This is a genomic window from Massilia cavernae (assembly GCF_003590855.1).
Classification (GTDB): Bacteria; Pseudomonadota; Gammaproteobacteria; order Burkholderiales; family Burkholderiaceae_D; genus Telluria_A; species Telluria_A cavernae.
On record NZ_QYUP01000146.1, the window covers coordinates 20,213 to 38,303 of the forward strand.

The window sequence follows — 18,091 nt, forward strand, 5'->3', positions numbered from 1 at the left end:
TTGTTCTCCTGCAAGCGGCAATGCAAAGCGAATTCCGGCGTCCAGCCAAGAGAAGAGCCTACATCATTGCACTAAACGCCATCATAGAATTTTTCTAACGTGCCCGCGTTATGAAGCGTATTGACAACGGCATGCTGCGCGGCCGTGCTGGTTGCCTTGCCGCGGTTCTTGTGCCAGCATGGCGAGCCGGACCCTTCCGCACGACAACCCGTTTCCTGAATACTCGATCATGACACTCAACACTTCGCTCAAGACCATTGCTGCCGCAGCCGCCATGGCGTTCTCGCTCAGCGCCGCCGGCGCCGACACCATCACGCTGGTGCAGGCAGGCCACCTGCTCGACCGTCCCGGCCAGGCGCCGCGCGGCGCGTCGACCCTGGTGGTCCGCAACGACAAGGTTGCTGAAGTGCTGGACGGCTTCGTCGGCGCGGAACGCTACGCCGGAGCATCGGTCATCGACCTGCGCCAGCGCTTCGTACTGCCCGGCCTGATCGATAGCCATGTGCACCTGACCAGCGACCGAGCCGGCGTCGAAGGCCAGTTGGCCGCGGTGACCGACAGCGTTGCCGCCAGTGCGTACGAGGCGCAGATGAACGCGCACAAGACCTTGCAGGCCGGCTTTACGACGGTGCGCAACCTGGGCGATGGCGACGGCGTCACGCTGGCGCTGCGCGACGCGGTCGCAAAGGGCTGGGTGCAGGGTCCGCGCATCATCGACGCAGGCGCGCCGATCTCCACCACCTCCGGCCACATGGACGGACGCCTTGGCTACACGGACTGGGTCCAGCACGCGGTCCCGACGACCAACCTGTGCGATGGCCCGGAAAGCTGCCGCAAGGCGGTGCGCGTGCAGGTCGGACGCGGCGTGGACGTGATCAAGATCGCCACCACCGGCGGCGTCAACAGCGTGATCGGCGCGGGCGTCAACAAGCAGATGTTCGACGACGAGGCGAAGGCGCTGATCGAAGCGGCCCACCTGTACGGCAAGAAGGTCGCGGTGCATGCGCACGGCGCCACCGGCATCAACCTGGCGCTGGCCGCCGGCGCCGACTCGATCGAGCACGGCACCTTGCTGGACGACGAAGGCGCGAAGCTGTTCCTCAAGTCGGGCGCGTACTACGTGCCGACGCTGTCGACCATCAACGGCTACAAGGAGCGCATCGCCGCCAATCCGGATGCGTATTCGCCGGCGGTACGCGCCAAGATCGACTGGCGCATCGGCATCACCGGCAAGGCGCTGAAGCAGGCGCACGCGCGCGGCATCAAGATCGCGTTCGGCACCGATGCCGGTGTATCCAAGCATGGCCGCAATGCCGATGAATTCGAATTGATGGTGCAGTTCGGGATGACCCCGGCCGAGGCGATCAAGGCGGCGACGGTCAACGCGGCCGACCTGCTGGGCGTATCGGCCGTGGCAGGTTCGCTGGAAGCGGGCAAGAACGCCGACCTGATCGCGGTGTCTGCCGACCCGCTGGCCGATGTGCGCGCCTTGAAGAAAGTGGACTTCGTGATGGTGGGCGGCCAAGTGGTCAAGACGCCGAAGTAAGGCGCGCGTTTCGGGCGGACGGGAGCATAATCGGGCTGTTTTTCCATCCATCGCGGAAAGGACGGCGGCAATGAACTCCTCACTCTTGATAGCAGGCGCGGCGCTGCTTGCCTGCTGTACGGCGGCCTACGGCGCCAGTTCCAAACTCGCGCCAAGCGACGAGGCCGCCGCCTTCAAGGCGGCCGGCTTCACGCTCAAGGGCAAGCAGTGGCGCAGCTGCGACGACCCGACACCCACCTATTCGCCGGGCGCAATCGCCGAAGTGCGCGACCTGAACGGCGACGGCCGTCCGGAGGCCGTGATCACCGAAGGCGGCACCTACTGCTACGGTCATACCGGCGCCGCCTACACCCTGGTTTCGAAGCAGGCCGACGGTCGCTGGAAGGCGATGGGCGGCGGCACCGGCATCGCCACCTTCCTGCCGACGAAAGGCAAGGGTGGCTGGCCGGATATCGAGGTAGGCGGCCCCGGTTTCTGCTTCCCGGTCGTGCGTTGGAACGGCAAGGAATACAAGTTCAACCGGCACCAGTACGAAGGCAAGGCCTGCCGGCCCAACCGCTAGCCGCAGGTTTCGACGTAGGCGACGGCAGGCTGCAACCCGGCGCGGATCGTGGTAACGGAGGTGCCGTCTTCTTCCATCACGATGGCGGTCCCGCCTTTGCCCTTGACGGTCAGGTAGTGGCCTTCGGGCAGGTACTTGTGCGGGCCGGCTTCCACGGCCGGCGCCTTGGCGCGTACCTGGGCCAGCGAATCGCCCACCGCGACGCCCAGGCTGTTCGGCGTGCCGGCATCGGCGTCGGCACGCGTAATGACGCCGTTTTCCACCATCAGCCGCACACCCGGTGCCTTGCCCAGCCGCACCATGCTGCAGGCCGGATCGCGCGCTCCCTCCGGTTCGGCCTTGCTGCCCAGCGCCTTTTCGGCGTCGGCCAATTTGGCGCCGAAACGGATCGCGCCGTAGCCTTCGGGGGACAGCACCGGCGGCGCGACTGGCGCCGGGGCTGCCACGCCTTGCACGGCGGACGGTGCACTTGCCTGGGGTACCGAGCCAGCCTGGGGCGGCGCATCCTGGCGCGAACATCCAGCCAGCGCTGCGGCAATGGCGATTAACGCGATGGAAATCTTCATTTTGGTATCCGTACAAGAAAACCCGATCCTATCAGCGCGGCGTGCGGCGCACGGTGCGCTGCGCCACCAAGACCTGACTTGATGGCTGTCGCGCCGGGTGTACGCTTGCCAAATTTTTTTCCTACTGGACATTATCCTGTTTGGATATGGAAGCACTACCTGTTAGACTTTTTGATCGTGTCAGCGTGAAACAATTCCTGCCGAAATGAAATGATGTATTGGCAAGATGGGGCGATAGTGCCGGGCTGAGAAATATAATCATAAACAGATAGGTGGGATCCATGACAAGTCAGTCTGGGCAATGGAAACGGACATTGCCAGCTGCTTTGATTTGCGCGGCGTTTTGCGGAACGGTTGAACAATCTTATGCACAGGTAGTGGCGGGGCAGGACAGCGCGCCCGCAAACAATGAACAGGTAGCGGAAGTCATCGTGACCGCGCAGCGCACCGCCGCGCCGGCATCGAAGACGCCGGTCGCGATGACCATCCTCGCCGGCGAACGCTTGCGCGACGGCGCCATCGACAGCCCGTCGGCACTGGGCGCGCGCTTGCCCAACGTCCATCTGGACGGCGCCGCCGACGGATTGCGCATTACCATTCGCGGCGTGTCGAACGCCGACGCCACCGAGAAGGGCGATCCTTCGGCCGCCTTCATGCAGGACGGGATCTACATCGCCCGCCGCCAGATCCAGGACACCAGCTTCTTCGACATCGACCGCGTGGAAGTGCTGCGCGGGCCGCAAGGCACGCTGTACGGACGCAATTCGACCGCCGGCGTGGTCAACGTGATCTCCAACACGCCGGGCAGGCAGCTCGAAGGCGCGGCCAGCGTCGGCGTGGGCAACTACAATAGCCGCAAGGCCAACGCCATGGTCAACGTGCCGGTCGGCGACGCGCTGGCGCTGCGCGCCGCCGTGGCCTATAACAAGCATGACAGCTACCTGACGAACGGCCAGGGCACCGGCTTCGACCTGGGCCTGGATCGCGACGAGAAAGCCGCGCGCCTGTCGGCCCGGCTGGCGATCGGCAAGGACGCCTCGCTGCTGCTGCGCTACGACGCCAGCTCCCTGCGCGACAACAACGACAGCATCGTCCCGGTGTCGAACTTCTACAGCGTGGGCGCCGACAAGCAACCGCGCTGGGTCGACGCCAGCACCGGCTCGCGCCTGACAAACCGCTTCATTCCGCCGAACGCGCCGCTGGAACAGGGCTTCGGGCGCATGTCGACGTCGGGCCTCGGTGCCGAATTCGACTGGAACCTGGGCGCGGTCACCTTGCATTACCTCGGCTCGCACCGCAAGTTCGACGACGACCACAAGCTCAATTTCCACTACGGTGTGGCGCCCGGCTTCGCGCTTGGCGTGCGCCAGACCTTCAGCGGCAAGCACCGCCAGGATTCGCACGAACTGCGCGTGGAGACCGGCGCCGGGCCGCTCAAGGCGCAGGCAGGTATCTACCACTTCAGCGAAGACGCGGACGTATACTACAGCTTCCGCGACCTGCAGCTGCTTGGGCTGCCGCCTTACTATGTGTTCCCGCTAACCGCGTCCGCCGTCAGCAAGGCCGTGTTCGGCCAGGCTACGTACAGCCTGGCGCCTTCGCTGCGCGTGACCGCAGGCGTGCGCTATTCCGACGACGACAAGTCGCGGGTCGGCTCGACCAACTTCCAGCAGGGCGCCGCCTTCAACGCCGCCACCGATTTCAAGCTGCTCAACGCGGCGGCGATCGACACCCACAAGACCACCTGGCGGCTCGGCGCGGAATACGATGTGTCGCCTGCTGCGATGGCGTTCGCCACCGTGTCGACCGGTTACAAGGCGGGCGGCTTCAACGACGGCTGCCTCGCGGGTGCCGTCGAAAACGGCATTCCGTGCCCGCCGCAGGTCGCGGTGCCGGCCGGCGCGCTGTACTACCAGCCCGAGACGCTTACCTCGTACGAAGCGGGCGTCAAGACGTCGTTCTGGAACCGCAAGGCCACGCTGAACGCCACCGCCTTCTACTACGACTACTCGAACCTGCAGCTGTCCGGCGTGATGGTGGTGCAGGGCGCGCCGCGCTTCGTCACCACCAACGCCGGCGTGGCGAGCGTCACCGGCCTGGAAGTGGACGGCCAGCTGGCCGCCACCGCGGCGGACCGCATCAGCTACTCGCTGGCGCTGCTCGATGCGCACTACAAATCGTATGCGCCGGACGGCGTGCATTCCTGGGCCGGCCGCAGGCTGGACCGCGCGCCGCGCGCGACCGCGTCGCTGGGCTACGAGCACAACTTCCGCATGGATGGCCGCCAGCTCAAGGCCGGGATCTTCGCGCGCGCCAGCGCCGCCTACATGATCAGCGTGCCCAGCCAGCTGCTGCAGTACCGCGTGCCGGGCCGCACCCAGACCGACCTTAGCCTGGGCTACCAGCCGGACCGCGCCAGCTGGAGCCTGCACGCGCACGTAAAGAACGTGGAGAACAAGGTGCTGCCAATCACCATCGACAGTTTTGGCATGGTGGTGCCGGGTGATCCGCGTACTTACGGGGTGCGCCTCGACTACCGCTTTTAAACGGGAGGCCGGCGCGAGACCGCGCGCCAGCCGCTGATCCACTGCTACCGGCCATTCATGATGAAACCACTGTTGAGTCGTTTGCCGTTCCTTGCCGCTGCCTTCCTGGCCGTGTTCCTGCTGCTGACCGCGGCGCGCGGCCACGCCGATACCACCTCGCTGCTGATCGGCAGCTCGATCCTGATGTTTGCCTGCTGTCTCGCCAGCGCCGCCCACCTGCTGGGCGTGCGGGCGGCGCTGCGCTTCGCGGTCATCGGCGTCGTGGTGGGCTGGTTCGCCGAGCAGATGGGCGCGTCTTACGGCTGGTTCTTCGGCCGGTACACCTACACCGAGGTGCTCGGGCCGCGCATCGGCCAGGTACCGTTCATCATCCCGCTGATGTGGTTCGCGCTCAGCTACGTGGCCTACGTTACCGCCAACCTGATCGTGTGGCAGGCGCCGGTGGACGGCCCGGAAGGCCTGGGCCACGCGCTGGTGATGTCGCTGCTGGCGGCGATGATCGTCACCGCCTACGACCTTGGCGCCGATCCGTACATGGTCTACACGCTCAAGGCCTGGATCATGACGAAGACCGACGGCTGGTGGTTCGGCGAAACGCTGGAAGGATTCTTCGGCTGGGCCTTCGTGTCCTTCGTGATCGTGTCGCTGTTCCGCATGACCTTGCGCAAACGCGCGCCGGTGGCCGCGCTGCCGGTGCAGAAATGGCATGCGCTGGTGCCGTTGGCGATCTATGGCGGCAGCATGGTGTTCCAGATGTTCAAGGGCTCGCCGGTTGAAACCCGCACCGTGGCGCTGTTCGCGATGGGCATCCCGCTGCTGTGCGCTTTGTGCGGCTGGTGGCGCTGGAGTGGTGGCACCGGCGTCGGCGCCGATGCTCGCGCCGGGGTGGCGGCATGATCCCGCACGTCGCGGGCGAACCAAAAGCCGCGGGCGATCCGCGCCGCCGCACCGACCCGCTGGCCGACGCCGCCATCGCGCACATGCTCGGGCCGTGGACCGGCCAGCCGGCATGGCGCGACATCGGCGAGATCAACCGCCAGATCGGGCAGTGGCAGACCAACGGCATGCTGCGCGGGTGGCAGCCCGATGCCGATGTGCCGCTGGAAGTGGGCGCCGCGCTGGAGGCCTACGTACGGGCCGGCCTTGCGCTGCCCGCGTGGGCCGACCCGGCAAAGATCGAGCGCGCCGAGGCCTTGTTCGTCGACTATGGCATGCTGTCGTGCACCTTGCTGTTCTGTTCCAGCCTGCCCGAATGCTATGTGATTCCCGACCTGTCGGCGGTGCTGCACATCGCCGGCCAGCTCGAGCAGAACACCGAATACCGCATCCGTTCCACAGCGGCGATGATCTTCCCAGTGATGATGAAGGGCGGCCTGACCAGCCCTGACGGCGCCGGCGTGGCGCAGGTGCTGAAGGTAAGGCTGATCCACGCCACCATCCGCCACCTGATCCTGCGCGGCGAACCGGCCGCGGCGCAAGGCATCGTGCCGCCGCAGGCCATGGCTCCGGCGGCGGGCGGCATGCACGAGGCGCTGTTCGCGCACGGCTGGAACACGCCGCGCGACGGCCTGCCGTGCAACCAGGAGGAGCTGGCGTACACGCTGCTGACCTTCGGTTATGTGTTCCTGCGCAGCCTGCGCAAGCTGGGACTGGGCCTGGCCAGGGACGACGAGGAAGCCTTCCTGCACGCATGGAACGTGATGGGCCACGTGCTCGGCATCGAACGCGCGCTGATGGCGGACACGATGGAGCAGGCCGAAGCCCTGTTCGCCCGCATGCAGGAACGCGGGCGCCAGTCGCCTTACCTGCCAGATCCGCGTCCCGCGCTGGGCCGCGACCTGATGCTGACGATGGAGAACGCGATCCCGCTGCCCGTGGTGAAAGCCTTCCCGGTGCTGATGATACGTTTCCTCGTCGGCGCCGATACGGCGCGCGAGATCGGCGCCGATACGGCGCGCGAGATCGGCGCCGACCTGCGCGCCGGCCTGCTGGCGCACCTGCTGTTCACGCTGTTCATGCTGGTGACGCGCGCCATCGATACGGTCGCGCGCCTGGTGTTCCCCGAGTTTTCGATTTCCCGCCTGATCACCCGCGTGGTCGGTTATCAGTTCACTGTCAAGGTACTCATGGACCAGACCCGCCCGCTCAAGCTGCCGCCGACCCTGCTGAACCGGGTTTCCACGATGACCCTCGCCTGGGAAACCGACCCGAAGGCGCCGCGCTGGATGAACGCGCTGGAACGGCGCCTGACCGGCCGCGGCAAGGACGCCGCCGAAGGGGTGCGCGCATGAACGCCCTCCGGCGGGGCTGGCGCGCGCTGCTCGCCGCGATGCTGCTGTGCGTCCTGCTGCCGGGCGCCGCGCAACCGCTGCAAAAGCAACTGGTCCTGGAGGATAACGCCGGCCGCATCGAAGCCTGGCCGGCCGTGACCGTTCTGTACGACGACGCCCGCAAGCTGGACATCGCCGGCGCGCTGGCGGCGCTGCCCCGGTTCGAAGCCCCGCGCTCTGCGCGCGCCACGCTGGGCGTCGAGCACAAGGTGGTGTGGGTGCGTATTCCCGTCACCGTGGCGGGCAACAGCGACGGCCAGTGGATCCTCGATATCGACTACGCGATCCTCAACCGCATCGACGTGTTCGCGGTCGAAAACGGCCAGGTCAGGCAGCAGGCCATGCTGGGCAACCTGTTCCACCCCGAGTGGGCGTCGTCGGTCGGCGGGCGCACGCCCGCCGTGGCACTTCGCCTTCCCCCCGGCGGCAGCTACGAGCTGCTGATGCGGGTCGAGAACCGCGGGCCGCTGATCCTGCCGATCGGCCTGTCCAAGCCGGCCGCCTTCCATGCGGTGTCGCTCAGCGAGCAGATGCTGCAGGGTATGCTGATCGGCCTGAGCCTGTGCCTGCTCCTGTACGACATCGGCAAGTGGATCACGCTGGGCGATTCGCTGTTCGGCAAATACGCGCTGCTGGTCGGCGGCACCACGATGTTTTCGATCGAGTTCTTCGGCATCGGCGCGGAATACATTTGGGGTGGCCACGCCTGGATGACGCTCCATGCGGGCGGTCTGTTCGCGCTGATGGCGTCGTGCGGCGCCTACCTGTTTGTCGAAAAGGCGCTGGCGCGGCCGGGCTTCGACCGCACCTTCAGCCTGTTGATGAAATCCGGCGCGGTGCTGACCGTGATCTCGGCGGCCGGCTATGCGACCGACATCATCGACGTCGACCAGCTGGTGGCGATCGTCAGCACGCTGGGCGTGATGCCGATGCTGCTGGGCCTTCCGGGTGCCTTCATGCGCGCGCGCCGCGGCGATGCGGTGGGCACCTACTTCCTGATCGGTTGGGCGGTCAGCTTCATGTCGTCGGTGATCCTGAGCCAGGTCATCGCCGGGAACATCGAGGCCAACTTCTGGACCATGCACGCGCTGCAGTTCGGGAATGCGTTCGACATGCTGATCTTCATGCGCATCCTGGGCATGCGCGGCAAGGCGATGCAGAACGCCATGCTGCGTGCCGAGGCGGCGACCCGCACCAAGTCCGATTTCCTGGCCAGCATGAGCCACGAGATCCGCACCCCGATGAACGCCATCATCGGCATGAGCCGGCTGGCGCTGATGACCGATCCGAACCCGCGCCAGCGCAACTACCTGGGCAAGATCCACGGCGCCGGCGAGCACCTGCTGGGGATCATCAACGATATCCTGGACGTGTCCAAGATCGAAGCGGGCAAGCTGACCCTGGAGTCGGTGTCGTTCGACCTGGGCGACATTCTCGAGCACCTGTCGAGCGTCACCGCGATCAAGTCCGACGCCAAGCGCGTCGAGCTGGTGTTCCGGGTCGAGCGCGGCGTGCCGGCCACGCTGGTGGGCGACCCGCTGCGCCTGGGACAGATCCTGATCAACCTGACCAACAACGCAGTCAAGTTCACCGACCATGGCGACGTGGTCGTAGGCATCACCGTCATCGACCGCCAGGCCGACGCGGTAACGCTGGGCTTTTCCGTCAGCGATACCGGCATCGGCATGAACGAGGAACAGCTGTCGAGGCTGTTCGAGTCGTTCAGCCAGGCCGATGGTTCGATCAGCCGCAGGTATGGCGGTACGGGACTGGGCCTGAACATCTCCAGACAGCTGGTGGAAATGATGGGCGGGACGATCAGGGTCAAGAGCACGCCGGGCGTGGGCAGCCGCTTCAGCTTCAGGGTGCGCCTTGGCGTGGGCGACGCCGCCGAGCTGCCGCTGGTGCCGCCGGCGGCGGCCCTGCAGCAGGTGCGCGTGATGGTGGTGGACGACAGCGCCACCGCCGCCGACGCGCTGGTCGACATGCTGGGTTCCTTCGGCATCAGCGCGCGTTCGGCCAGCAACGGCGAACAGGCGCTCGACATGCTGGCCGCCGCGGTGGAGGCGGGCGAGCCCTACCATGTGGTGCTGATGGACTTCATGATGCCGGGCTGGGACGGCATCGAGACGATCCGCCAGATCCGCGCCGACCAGCGCTTCGCGGCGCCGCCGGCGATCCTGATGGTCAGCGCCTGCACCCGCGAAGAAGTGAGCCGCAAGGGCGAAGGCACGCAGCCGGAAGGATTCCTGTCCAAGCCGGTGGGCCCGTCGCTGCTCTATCACAGCCTGCTGCAGGTGCTGCGGCCGGAACTGGCGGACGACGACAGCGCCGACGTCAAAGCCGACGTGCGCGACGCCGACCTGGCGCGCCTGGAAGGCGCGCGCATCCTGCTGGCCGAGGACAACGCCAACAACCGCGAGGTGGCGTTCGACTTCCTGGCCGCCGCGCCGGTGCAGGTGGACGTGGCCGTCGATGGCGCAGAAGCGGTCCGCATGGTGCGCGACGGCGACTACGACCTGGTGCTGATGGACATCGCCATGCCGGACATCGACGGGCTGGCCGCGACGCGCCAGATCCGCGCAATGGGATATGCGCTGCCGGTGGTCGCCATGACGGCGCACGCCATGGCAGGTGACCGCGAGAACAGCCTGGCGGCCGGCATGAACGACCACGTGACCAAGCCGATCGACCCGGACCTGCTGTTCCGCGCGCTGCTGAAGTGGATCGACCCGGCGCGGCTGGAAGGACGCCGCGCGCCAAACACGCGCACCCTGCCGCAGGCGGCGGAAGGCAAGGGCGCGCCCGCGGCGCTGCCCGCCATCGCCGGCGTGAACTGGGAACGGGCGCTGGCCGGCGTGGACAACAAGCGCACCCGCCTGCACAAGCGTGTACTGGGCTTCGCGCGCGAATACGCGTCGGCGCCGCAGGCGCTGCGCGAAGCGCTGGCGGCGGAACGCTTCGACCGGGTACAGCGGCTGGTGCACAACCTGAAATCGAGCGCTTTCTACATCGGCGCCGAACCGCTGTCGGGGATGGCGAACGAGGTCGAACAGGCCTTGCGCGAAGGGCGCAATGACGAGGCGGCAGGCCTGGCGGCGGGCATGGTGGCGATGCTGGAAAAAGTGCTGGCGGGGCTGGAAGGCATCGAGGCACCGGAAACCGGCGCGGCATCGGCGCCGGCCGACGCCGACCGGCTGGTGCGCCGCCTTGGCGCGCTGCTGATGTCGGACGACGCGCAGGCCGAGGACGTGCTGGCCGAGCTGGAGGCGGTGCTGGCGCACACGGCGCACGGCGCTATCCTGGCGGGGGTGAGGAAGGCGGTCGAGGACATCGAATACGACGCCGCCCTGTCGGCGCTGGGGAAGCTGGCCGGCGCCATGAACGTCGCGTTGCCGGAGAGCGTATGAACCTCCCGGCTATGCAAAAAGTCCTGGTGGCCGACGACGACGGCATCAATCGCGAGGTGCTGGCCGAACTGCTGAAGCCCGAATACACCGTGCTGCTGGCGAAGAACGGCGCGCAGGCGCTGGAGCGTGCGGCGCGCCACCTTCCGGACCTGATCCTGCTCGACGTGATCATGCCCGACATGGATGGCTACGAGGTGCTGCGGCGCCTGCGCGCCGACCCGCTGACCGAGCACATTTCGGTGATCTTCATTTCCGGGCTGGACCGGCCGGAGGACGAAGCGAATGGCCTGAACATGGGCGCGTCCGACTACATCGCCAAGCCGTTCAACGCGACCGTGGTCACGGCGCGGGTGGCGCTGCACCTGCAGGTGGTGCGCCAGCGCCGCATGCTGGAGCGGCTGGCCAATGTCGACGGCCTGACCGAGCTGGCCAACCGGCGCCGGTTCGACGAGGTCTACGCCGCCGAGTGGAAGCGTGCGCAGGGCGAACGCAGGCCGTTGTCGCTGGCGCTGCTCGACATCGACTGCTTCAAGCAGTACAACGACCATTACGGGCATCCGGCCGGCGACCGCGTGCTGCGTTCTGTGGCGCGCACGGTGGCCTCGTTCATGCGGCGCCCGGCCGACCTGGCGGCGCGCTACGGCGGCGAGGAGCTGGCGCTTCTGATGCCGGACACCGATGCGGTGCAGGCCCAGTACCTGGTCGACTGCGTGTGCAGGGCGATCGAACAGCTGGCGCTGGCGCACGGCGCGTCGCTGGTGAAGCCGGTGCTGACCGTCAGCGTGGGCGGCGCCACCATCGCCGAATTCGGCGGCGAGTCGGCCACGGAGCTGCTCGATGCCGTCGACAACCAGCTTTACCGCGCCAAGCACGCGGGGCGCAACCGGGTCGAGTGGCGCCAGGGCGGCAAATAAGGTCAGCCGTGCGGATTGCCGGCGAGGTTAAGCAGCACCACGCCGACCAGGGCGATGATGGCCAGGCCCGCGCCGCTCCAGATCGCGTAGACGATCCCCACTTCCTGGGTCTTGAGCACCAGCGACAGCAGGTAGAAGGCCAGCCCGTAGCCGGCCACCACCACGATGGACGGGCCGGCCTTGGAAAAGCCGTCGGAAAACTTCAGCGCGGTAGTGGCGGCGATTTCGGCGCCAATGGCGATTGCCAGCATTAGCCAGGGGTTCAATTCTTCGTGTACTGGATGTGTGGGGCCGCCATGTTACCTCCGGAATCGACTGTTCCGAAATATTAAACATTCATCGTATGAATAGCTGATTAAATAAGTTTTCGGAATAATCTATCGACAATGTTTACAAACATGTCAACTGGCACCCCACGCGACACGTTTTGTGCTTGGCATTTCGCCATTTTCTGAGGAAACGCAAATGAGCAAACTACTTCTTGCTGTAGCAGGTCTTCTTCTCTCCGGCGCCGCCATGGCAAGCCACCACACGCCCGAGGAACGCGCAGCCGCATGCGAAGCCAAGGCGATGGACAAGAACGGTAAGATGCTGGCCGGCGCCGCGAAGAAATCGTTCATGAAGAAGTGCGACGCGGATATGATGTCCGGGATGGCGAAGACCTGCGCCGACAAGGCAGTCGGCAAGAGCGGCAAGCCGCTCGCTGGCGCCGCCAAAACGTCGTTCATGAAAAAATGCGAGGCTGAAGCACCGAAGGCGTAAGCGGTACCAACGGCGCACTGTCTCATCGCGCGGCGCGGTGGCCATGCCGCCCGCCGCGCTTTCATTGCCATGGAGAGCAGGGATGGATGATTCTTCGGAAAACGAAAGTGCGCTGGACATTGTCGTCATACCGCGTACGCGCGACCTGGGCGACAATTTTGAAGTAAGGCGGGCGCTGCCCACCATCGAGCGGCGCATGGTTGGGCCGTTCGTGTTCTTCGACGAAATGGGACCGCATACCTTTGCGCCCGGGCGCGGGCTCGACGTCCGTCCCCACCCCCACATCGGCCTGGCTACCGTGACCTACCTGTTCGACGGCGAAATCCTGCACCGCGACAGCCTGGGCACCGTGCAGGCGATCCAGCCCGGTGAAGTCAACTGGATGACCGCAGGGCGTGGCATCGTCCATTCCGAGCGCACCGCGCCCGAGATCCGCCAGCACGAATCCACGCTGTCCGGCCTGCAGTGCTGGGTGGCCCTGCCGAAGCAGCACGAGGAAATGGCGCCCTCGTTCGTGCACATCGGCGCCGGCGAGCTGCCGGTGGAGGAGGGCGAGGGTGTGAGCGCCAAGATCATCGCGGGCAGCTTCTTCGGACGCCGTTCGCCGGTGCCCACGCTGTCCGATTTGTTCTACGTGGACGTGCAATTGCAGCCCGGGGCCAGCGTGGTGGTGCCGCCCGAGTATGGCGAGCAGGCGGTGTATGTCGTCAGCGGCTCGGTCGATCTTGGCCGCGACGGCAGGTTCGACGCGGGCCAGCTGCTGGTGCTCAAGCCCGGCAAGAGCGTGACCTTGTCCGGCGTCGGCGCCGGCGCGCGGGTGATGCTGCTTGGCGGCGAGCCGATGGACGGGCCGCGCGCGATTATCTGGAATTTCGTCGCCAGTTCGGCAGAAAGGCTGGAACAGGCTAAAGAGGACTGGCGCCTGCAGCGTTTCCCGGCCATTCCGGGCGAGACCGAGTTCATACCGTTGCCCGAACTGCCCGGCCGGCCGGTGTTCTATCCTTAGCGCGCACCGCAAGCGCCATCGACGCCACCCGAGGGTGGCGTTTTTGTTGGCGCGGGACGGCGTGCCGTCTTCGCGCAGCAACACATGCATATTCGATTTATCCGCCGCGAGCTAGGCATCGCAAACCATTTCCATTAGCATCGCCGAATGCCGGCCATGGCGGCGACATAAACCAACAAGGGAGTAGCGAATGAAGCGTTCCATCTGCAGTATCCTGATCGCGGGCCTGTTTGCCGGCGCCGCCGTCCACGCGGGCGCGCCGGACGCGGCGACGGGCAGCATCGCCCCGGCCAGCAAGGCCGCCGGGACGATGTCGGGCGTCGATATCGGCTCGCACGACAGCAGTGTGCGCGCGCAGGACGACTTCTTCCGCTACTCGCTGGGCAAGTGGCTGAAGGACGTCGACATTCCGTCCGATCGCTCCAGCTGGGGCGCGTTCCAAATCACCGCCGATAACGTGGAAACGCAGGTGCGCACGATCATCGAGCAGGCCGACCAGGACAAGCAGGCCGGCTCCGGGAACCGCAAGATCGGCGATTTCTACGCCAGCTACATGGATGAAAAGCGCCGCAACGACTAGGCCTGGCGCCTTTGAGGACAGAACTGGCGCGCGTGTCCGCCATGCGCGACAAGAAGTCGATTGCAAAGCTCGCCGCGCGCTTCTCGCGCATCGGCGCGGGCGCGCCGATCGACATGTCGATCCACCAGGACAACCGCAACTCGACCGCCTATATCGTGGACATCAGCCAGTCCGGCCTGGGCATGCCGAACCGCGATTACTACATCGTGCAGGACGACGCCAAGCTGGCCGACGCGCGCGCCAAATACCAGGCGCACGTGGAAGCCATGCTGGCGCTGGCCGGGTACAAGAACGCCGCCGCCGAAGCGGCGCAGGTCGTCGCGCTGGAAACCGAGATCGCGAAGGCGCAGTGGAGCGCCGTCGAAAACCGCGATCCGGTCAAGGCCTACAACAAGCTGAGCATCGCCCAGGTGAAGGCGCTGGCGCCCGACTTCGACTGGAACGCCTACCTGAAGGACACCGGCATCTCGGGCAAGGTCGATTCGCTGATCGTCAGCCCGCCGAGCTACCTGGCAGGCCTGAACGCCATCATCAGGAACACTCCGGTGGAAGTGTGGAAGCCTTACTTCGAATTCCGCCTGATCAGCGCATACGCCCCTTACCTGTCGCAGCCGTTCGTGGACGAGAGCTTCGCTTTCCGCGGCAAGGTGCTGTCGGGCGCGCAGGTCAATCGCCCCATGCAGAAGCGCGCGATCGCGGAAGTGAACCGCGCGCTGGGTGAGGTAGTGGGCAAGGCCTACGTCAAACAGTACTTCCCGGCCGAGCGCAAGCAGCAGGTCGAGGGAATGGTCAAGAACTTCCTGGCCGCGTTCAAGGAAGGCATCGAGGCGCTGGACTGGATGACCGACGAAACCAAGAAGCAGGCGCAGGTAAAGCTGTCGAAGATCAGCGTCAAGGTGGGTTATCCGGACAAATGGCGCGACTTTTCAAGCCTGAAGGTGGCGCGCAACGACCTGGTGGGCAATGTGTCGCGCGCGCGCGAGTTTGCGCATGCGTACGAGGTTAACAAGCTGGGCAAGGCGGTCGACCGCAGCGAATGGGGCATGTCGCCGCAAACCGTGAACGCCTATTACAACCCGGAGCTGAACGAGGTGGTGTTCCCGGCGGCGCGCCTGCAATATCCGCTGTACGACGCGGACGCCGAACCGGCGATCAACTACGGCGCGGTCGGCATTTCGATCGGCCACGAGATCAGCCACGCCTTCGACGACCAGGGCTCGCAGTTCGACGGCGACGGCAACCTGCGCAACTGGTGGACCAGGGAAGACGCCGAGAAGTTCGCGGCGCGCGGCAAGATCCTGGTGGCGCAGTACGGCGCTTACAGCCCGCTGCCCGGCTACACGCTGAACGGCGAACTGACGCTGGGCGAGAACATCGCGGACAACGCCGGCGCCATCATGGCCAGCCGCGCCTACAAGATTTCGCTGGCCGGCAAGCCGGCGCCGGTGATCGACGGCTTTACCGCCGACCAGCGCATCTTCATGGGGCTGGCGCAGGCGCGCCGCGGCAAGGCGCGTGACCCCAGCCTGATCGCGCAGATCAAGTCCGACCCGCATTCGCCTGCCGAATTCCGCGTCAACGGCAGCCTGCGCAACCACCCGGGCTTCTACGACGCCTTCAGCGTCAAGCCGGGCGACAAGATGTACCTGCCGCCGGAGCAGCTGCGCGTCATCTTCTGGTCAGCGCATCGCTTGAGGACGGACGAGGACGCTGCCACCGGGCGCCCGGTTCGTTTTCATTAGTGCGTATCATTGGTGACTTGGCGATTCGGCGTGTTCAACACCACGAAACCATCATGAACAAAAGCCGCCAATTGCATGAGCCGCGGCTCCGCGACCATCGAGGAAGGGCTGGAAGGTCGGCGGCGAAGTGCTTAGGTCGAGATCAAGAGCCACCGGCATCTGCACCTGATTATCGCTGTCGGCGCTGACCGGAGGCATTTTCCCGGGCGTCCTCGGGCATGATGGGGGGGCATCGTCGACGTCGGGCGGCGTGACCCGGTGAGAGGACGACCACGTTTCATTCCGCTGTACACGCTCGAATGCCGCCAGTGCAAATTCTGTCTGTCGCGCAGACCAACCCTGTGCAAGGCGATTCGTTGACCCAAGTGTTTCGCGGACTCAGCCGGAGCGACCTCAGCGCTTCTCGATCGACGGCAAGCCGATCTTCACTAACTGAGGTACCTCGACCCTTCGCTGAACTACATGTGGTTCCGGAGATACGCCGGTGGCGCATCCGCAAGGACGGCGCCGTTCGAAACGGCCTGCTACACGGCTGCGCGCCACGGCGTGGCGCGTGGTATTCTCGGCCCATGGTGGAAGGCGTGGCGGCCAAATCGTGGTGGTGTTCGGCTTGGCGTGGCATCGGCGCTGCGATACTTCAGGCGGCCAGTGGTTTGGCTGCGAACAGATCATCGGCGTCGAATTCATCCGCGCGATTGGAGATGGCGACCGGTTCGGGCATGACGATTCTTTCACCCGAAGGAAGTGGCGAACTGGTAGACACATCGTCCTGACGATGGCGGCGCGCTATTCGTTCGATGCTCGGATACCACGACGTTGGACAGGCGCTGGGATGCTGCCACAAGGGTGGCAGTCGTTCATATCGGGCTGTGGCGTGCGGCGGGCGAGCTGAAGATCAGTCACGCGTCGTTCCAAGCTATGACGGACGCGAGTGGAAGGTTCGGCGTTCGGCTCGGCGCGCGCGACGCACCGACGTGCCGAAGAAGATCGTCGACTGGTACATGGACGGCAAGCTGCGCATTGATGAACTGATCACGCATACGCTGCCGCTGGAGCGTATCAATGAGGGCTTCGACCTGATGAAGCGGGGCGAGTCGATCCGTTCGGTAGTGCTGTACTAAGCACTCCGTAGATCGGGAGACGCGGCATGATTGTCCGGGACCGGCCCTCTGGGCTCAGGCTGTTCTTGCTGCTGCGCGGCTCGGTGCTGCCGCGCATCCTGCCTACGCTGGTGGTCAACATCGTCATCGCCACGCTGGTGACATGGTCCCATGGCGATCTGTTCGAGCTGAAGATCACGCTGACCACTATTCCGTTCACCCTGATCGGGCTGCCGATTGCTATCTTCCTGGGCTTTCGCAACAACTCCGCGTACGACCGTTTCTGGGAGGGGCGCAAGTTATGGGGTGAACTGGTGCTCAGGAGCCGGAACCTGGCGCGCCAGTGCCTCAGCCTGATCGACGGCGACGAACCGGCCGATGCACGGCGCGGGCTGGAGGACGTGCGGGTTCGCATGGTCTATCGCGCCATCGCCTTTGCACATTCCTTGCGCGACCTGCTGCGCAACCGGCCATCGCCGGACGGCCTGAGGCAACTGGTGCTGGCGCCGGAATTCGCCAAAATGGAAAAAGCGGCCAACAAGCCGGATTACCTGATGCAGCAAATGGGCAAGGACCTGCGCCTGTGCCTGAAGGAAGGGCGCATCGATCCCTGCCTGGCCGCAGCCATCGACAGCACGCTGTCGTCGATGACCGCGGCAGCCGCGTCGTGCGAACGGATCAAGAATACGCCCATCCCGTTTTCGTACACGCTGCTGCTGCACCGTACCGCCTATATTTACTGCTTCCTGCTGCCGTTCGGCCTGGTCGATTCGATCGGTTTCATGACGCCGTTCGTCGTGGCCGTCGTCGCCTATACCTTCTTCGGGCTGGATGCGCTTGGCGACGAGATCGAAGAACCGTTCGGCGTCGAACCGAACGACCTGCCGCTCGATGCGATCTGCCGCGCCATTGAAATCGACCTGCGCAGCGCGCTGCACGACAGGGATATTCCACCACCGCTGGAACCCGTCGATTATCGCCTGACCTAGCCGGCATGTTTGCTATGCTAGCGACTTCACGCGGACAA

13 protein-coding genes and 2 pseudogenes are annotated in these 18,091 nt (G+C 65.6%); 13 read left to right on the forward strand and 2 right to left on the reverse strand.

Translation table 11 applies throughout. The features are described from left to right. Positions 1-229: 229 nt before the first annotated feature. Complete coding sequence (locus D3872_RS18960; protein WP_119812303.1) at positions 230-1,546, forward strand: metal-dependent hydrolase family protein; 1,317 nt, start codon at positions 230-232, stop codon at positions 1,544-1,546. 70 nt (positions 1,547-1,616) lie between these two features. After that, positions 1,617-2,108, forward strand: coding sequence for a hypothetical protein (locus D3872_RS18965; protein WP_182915859.1), 492 nt, complete (start codon positions 1,617-1,619; stop codon positions 2,106-2,108). On the opposite strand, the gene D3872_RS18970 is transcribed toward D3872_RS18965, so the two are convergent. Then, complete coding sequence (locus D3872_RS18970) at positions 2,105-2,674, reverse strand: hypothetical protein (RefSeq protein ID WP_119812280.1); 570 nt, start codon at positions 2,672-2,674, stop codon at positions 2,105-2,107. The two genes, D3872_RS18965 and D3872_RS18970, sit on opposite strands and share 4 nt — an antisense overlap. 431 nt (positions 2,675-3,105) lie before the next feature. Here D3872_RS18970 and D3872_RS18975 point away from each other — a divergent pair, with 431 nt between their 5' ends. The 5 genes from D3872_RS18975 (at position 3,106) to D3872_RS18995 (ending at position 11,874) form a co-directional block, all read left to right on the forward strand. Beyond that, entirely contained in the window at positions 3,106-5,220 is a 2,115-nt protein-coding gene (locus D3872_RS18975; RefSeq protein ID WP_229459413.1) for a TonB-dependent receptor, read from the forward strand. A 72-nt stretch (positions 5,221-5,292) separates the two neighbouring features. Continuing rightward, positions 5,293-6,117, forward strand: a complete 825-nt coding sequence (locus D3872_RS18980) for a carotenoid biosynthesis protein (RefSeq protein ID WP_229459414.1) — start codon at positions 5,293-5,295, stop codon at positions 6,115-6,117. Beyond that, positions 6,114-7,511, forward strand: coding sequence for an oxygenase MpaB family protein (locus D3872_RS18985; protein ID WP_119812282.1), 1,398 nt, complete (start codon positions 6,114-6,116; stop codon positions 7,509-7,511). The genes D3872_RS18980 and D3872_RS18985 overlap by 4 nt, the downstream gene beginning before the upstream one ends. After that, complete coding sequence (locus D3872_RS18990; RefSeq protein WP_229459415.1) at positions 7,508-10,960, forward strand: hybrid sensor histidine kinase/response regulator; 3,453 nt, start codon at positions 7,508-7,510, stop codon at positions 10,958-10,960. The genes D3872_RS18985 and D3872_RS18990 overlap by 4 nt, the downstream gene beginning before the upstream one ends. Further along, positions 10,957-11,874 (forward strand): diguanylate cyclase domain-containing protein, encoded by a 918-nt coding sequence (locus D3872_RS18995; protein ID WP_119812283.1) that lies wholly within the window; start codon positions 10,957-10,959, stop codon positions 11,872-11,874. Before D3872_RS18990 ends, D3872_RS18995 begins: the two co-directional genes overlap by 4 nt. Positions 11,875-11,906: 32 nt before the next feature. Here D3872_RS18995 and D3872_RS19000 read toward each other — a convergent pair. Beyond that, positions 11,907-12,125, reverse strand: a pseudogene (locus tag D3872_RS19000) (DMT family transporter); the annotation flags it as partial. Between the two features lie 214 nt (positions 12,126-12,339). Between D3872_RS19000 and D3872_RS19005 the strand changes: the two are divergent. From D3872_RS19005 to D3872_RS19020, 6 genes and pseudogenes are all read left to right on the forward strand, one after another. Beyond that, positions 12,340-12,636, forward strand: coding sequence for a hypothetical protein (locus tag D3872_RS19005; RefSeq protein WP_119812285.1), 297 nt, complete (start codon positions 12,340-12,342; stop codon positions 12,634-12,636). 82 nt (positions 12,637-12,718) lie between these two features. Next, the gene (locus tag D3872_RS19010; protein WP_119812286.1) at positions 12,719-13,642 is read left to right on the forward strand and encodes a pirin family protein; all 924 of its coding nucleotides are present in this window, start codon (positions 12,719-12,721) and stop codon (positions 13,640-13,642) included. 310 nt (positions 13,643-13,952) lie between these two features. Beyond that, positions 13,953-15,070 (forward strand): annotated as a pseudogene (locus tag D3872_RS27290) (M13 family metallopeptidase); the annotation flags it as partial. A 195-nt stretch (positions 15,071-15,265) separates the two neighbouring features. Next, complete coding sequence (locus D3872_RS27295; RefSeq protein ID WP_307719446.1) at positions 15,266-15,964, forward strand: M13-type metalloendopeptidase; 699 nt, start codon at positions 15,266-15,268, stop codon at positions 15,962-15,964. Positions 15,965-16,938: 974 nt separating this feature from the next. After that, positions 16,939-17,085 carry a hypothetical protein gene (locus D3872_RS25775; RefSeq protein ID WP_182915860.1) on the forward strand — a complete coding sequence of 49 codons (147 nt, stop codon included), beginning with the start codon at positions 16,939-16,941 and terminating at the stop codon, positions 17,083-17,085. A 26-nt stretch (positions 17,086-17,111) separates the two neighbouring features. Then, positions 17,112-18,053, forward strand: a complete 942-nt coding sequence (locus D3872_RS19020) for a bestrophin family protein (RefSeq protein WP_119812287.1) — start codon at positions 17,112-17,114, stop codon at positions 18,051-18,053. The last annotated feature ends 38 nt before the right edge of the window (positions 18,054-18,091 follow it).